This is a genomic window from uncultured Methanofollis sp. (genome assembly GCF_937919355.1).
Classification (GTDB): Archaea; Halobacteriota; Methanomicrobia; order Methanomicrobiales; family Methanofollaceae; genus Methanofollis.
Map to the genome: position 1 here is coordinate 1 of NZ_CALFSA010000069.1, position 3,084 is coordinate 3,084.

The following is a 3,084-nucleotide window of genomic DNA, read 5'->3' on the forward strand; positions in this document are numbered from 1 at the left end:
CTGCTCTTCACCGTTATCCCCGAGACTATCGTCATCTTCGGTCTTGTCGTTGCTCTGCTGCTGCTCTTCTAAACACGAAGTGAACACGGAGTGAATGATGGGACTGGAAGCTGTCGTTGGAGATATCAAGGAAAAAGGGCGGAAAGAGGTCACCGCTATCCAGGCAGAGACCGGGGCAGAGGTCAGGCGTATCCTGAGCGAAGCACAGGAGCGTGCGGCGTCGATCAAGCAGCAGGCCGATGAGGAGGTGGAGCGGGACGTCCAGCGCATCGTCAACCAGGAGGTCTCGGCCGCAAACCTCTCGGTCAAGCGCGAAGTGCTCAACGCACAGAAAGACACGCTTGCCAGGGTCCACGAAGCCACGATTGCCCGGATCAGCGACCTGCCTGCAGATTTCCATGCGCAGGCCCTCCGCACCGTCCTTCCCCTGGCGGCTGCAGCAGTCAAGGGCGGCGTGGTGTACTGCAATGCCCGTGATATCCCAACCATAAAGAAGATCCTTGCCGAGAGCAAGGAAATGGCAGGCTTTTCGGTCGGCGAACCTGTCTCTATCGAGGGAGGGATCGTCGTCGAGAGCGCCGATGGCAGGATGAAGATCGATTATACATACCGTACGTTCCTGGAGACGGTATGGGAGTCAGGGCTCAAGGATGCGTCTGATATCCTGTTCCCCTGAGGAGGATAGGGCATGGCTGACGTAGGGGGCCCTGCCCCATACATTTACGTCTCCACGCGCATGCGTGTGCGCAAGGCGAAGTTGATCCCGCGGGAAGAGTACCTGCGGATGCTCAACATGAGCCTGCCCGAGATCACCAGGTTCATCGGCGAGACCGAGTACAAGAAGGAGATCGACGAACTCGGTTCGTCCTTCTCCGGCATCAACCTCATCGAGGTCGGCCTCTCCTGGAACCTTGCGAAGGAGTATCAGGAGATCCTGAAGATCACCCCGGCAGGACTGATAAGGTTCGTGCAGAGTTACCTGCGCCGGTGGGATATCCAGAATGTCCTGACCATTCTCAGAGGGAAGGTCCAGGGCGTGAAGGTCGGGAAGATCAAGGAAGTGCTCATCCCCGCGGGTGAGCTTGACAGGAATGTCCTCGACCGTCTCCTTGCTGAAGACTCCCCCGAGAGGATTGTGGAGTCTCTCAAGGACCGCAGGCTCGGCCCTGTGCTCTCTGCCGGTCTTCACGAGGCCCTGGAGACAGGCTCTTTTGCGAAACTCGAGAACGAGCTCTACAAGCACCTGTACACCCAGATGATCTCGGACGCGAAGGGTGGCATCAAGGGCGGCAACGTTTTCCTGAACTATATCCAGATGGAGATAGACCTCAGGAACCTGATGAACCTCTTCCGTTTCCGCGCCGCACATGCGGGCGAGGAGATCAGAGATCTGCTCATTCCGGGTGGCAAGGCCTTCACGGTCGATGAACTGATGCGGATGAGCACGATCGAGAGCCTCGACGAATTCGTCGACGCCGCGAAGAAGAAGACGCGGGACCCCGAACTCGTCGCAGTCTTCGACGAACTGCAACAGCAGCGCTCGATCCACGAGGTCGAGGTCATGCTGACGAAGTTCGAGCTCAAACAGATGGAAAGGCTCTCCAAGCTCTATGCCTTCTCGGTTCTCCCGATCCTTGCCTATCTTGAGATGAAGAAGTACGAGGTTGCAAACCTCCGTGCCATTGCACGGGGGAAGGAGTACGGCCTGCCGAATGAACGCATTCAGAGTTACCTGGTGATGTAAGGATGGAGATTGCAGTTATCGGAAGCAACGAGTTCGTCATCGGGTTCAGGCTTGCGGGCATTCAGAAGACGATCGCCGCGGAAAGCGACGAGGCTCTGAAAAACGCCGTCCAGAATGTCCTTGCGGACAAGGCGGTGGGCATCCTGGTGCTGAGTGGCAGCGATATGAACAGGCTCCCCCTGCGGCTCCGGACCCTGCTTGAGGAGTCCGTGAAGCCGACTGTGATCGCGATCGGCGAGGAGGAGGGAGGCCTCTCCATGCGGGAGAGAATTAAGAGATCGGTCGGTGTTGATCTGTGGAAGTAAAAGCAGCGTCAAAGACAGGCACTTCGACAGGAGTGCTCAAGAGAATTGCAGGCCCGGTCGTCACGGCCGTCGGTCTCGGCGCCCACATGTACGATGTGGTCAAGGTCGGGAACGAGGCGCTGATGGGCGAGGTCATCAAGATCGCGGGTGAGAACGTCATCATCCAGGTCTATGAGGCCACTGACGGCATCCGCCCCGGCGAACCGGTGGTAAACACCGGCATGCCGCTTGCGGTCGAACTCGGCCCTGGTCTGCTGAAGAGTATCTACGACGGTATCCAGAGACCGCTCGAAGTGCTCATGAACAAGATGGGCAGCTTCATCGAGCGCGGTGTGACCGCACCGGGCCTCGACAGAAGTGCGAAGTGGGAGTTTGTCCCGGTCGTGAAGGCCGGCGACCGTGTCGAACCCGGCATGGTCATCGGCACGGTCCAGGAGACCACGTCGATCCTGCACAAGATCATGGTCCCGCCCAACATGAAGGGCGGCGTGGTCAAGAGCATCAAGGGCGGGTCTTTCACCGTCGAAGAGACGGTCTGTGTCCTTGAGGACGGCTCCGAGATCAAGCTGATGCAGAAGTGGCCGGTCCGTGTGCCGCGGCCGGTGACGGAGAAGATGAACCCGGACATCCCGCTCGTTACCGGGCAGAGGATTCTCGACGGGCTCTTCCCGATCGCCAAGGGCGGCACCGCAGCAATTCCGGGCCCGTTCGGCTCGGGCAAGACGGTCACCCAGCAGCAGCTTGCAAAGTGGTCTGACGCCCAGATTGTGGTCTACATCGGCTGCGGCGAGCGTGGCAACGAGATGACCGAGGTCCTGACCGAGTTCCCTGAACTCGAAGACCCGAAGTCGGGCAGGCCGCTGATGGAGCGGACCATCCTGATCGCAAACACCTCGAACATGCCTGTGGCGGCCCGTGAAGCGTCCGTGTACACCGGTATCACCATTGCGGAATACTTCCGTGACCAGGGCTACGATGTGTCCCTGATGGCCGACTCCACCTCCCGGTGGGCAGAGGCCATGCGTGAGATCTCCT

At 59.2% G+C, this 3,084-nt stretch carries 4 protein-coding genes and 1 pseudogene; all 5 read left to right on the forward strand.

Going from position 1 to position 3,084, the window contains the following annotated elements:
* A pseudogene (locus Q0520_RS03355) lies at positions 1-72 on the forward strand (ATPase); the annotation flags it as partial.
* 22 nt (positions 73-94) lie between these two features.
* Positions 95-676, forward strand: coding sequence for a V-type ATP synthase subunit E family protein (locus Q0520_RS03360; RefSeq protein WP_342765236.1), 582 nt, complete (start codon positions 95-97; stop codon positions 674-676).
* Between the two features lie 12 nt (positions 677-688).
* Complete coding sequence (locus Q0520_RS03365; protein ID WP_298666589.1) at positions 689-1,744, forward strand: V-type ATP synthase subunit C; 1,056 nt, start codon at positions 689-691, stop codon at positions 1,742-1,744.
* Positions 1,745-1,746: 2 nt separating this feature from the next.
* Positions 1,747-2,049: a V-type ATP synthase subunit F gene (locus Q0520_RS03370; protein WP_298666591.1), complete on the forward strand. Its 303-nt coding sequence runs from the start codon at positions 1,747-1,749 to the stop codon at positions 2,047-2,049.
* The coding region (locus Q0520_RS03375; protein ID WP_298666593.1) for a V-type ATP synthase subunit A at positions 2,040-3,084 on the forward strand (1,045 nt) is incomplete at its 3' end. The genes Q0520_RS03370 and Q0520_RS03375, both read left to right, overlap by 10 nt.

What these genes read in the sequence shown, in the direction of transcription:
- Q0520_RS03360 (WP_342765236.1), top strand. Translation starts at nt 95, where the DNA reads ATGATGGGACTGGAAGCTGTCGTTGGAGATATCAAGGAAAAAGGGCGG.
- Q0520_RS03365 (WP_298666589.1), top strand. Translation starts at nt 689, where the DNA reads ATGGCTGACGTAGGGGGCCCTGCCCCATACATTTACGTCTCCACGCGC.
- Q0520_RS03370 (WP_298666591.1), top strand. Translation starts at nt 1,747, where the DNA reads ATGGAGATTGCAGTTATCGGAAGCAACGAGTTCGTCATCGGGTTCAGG.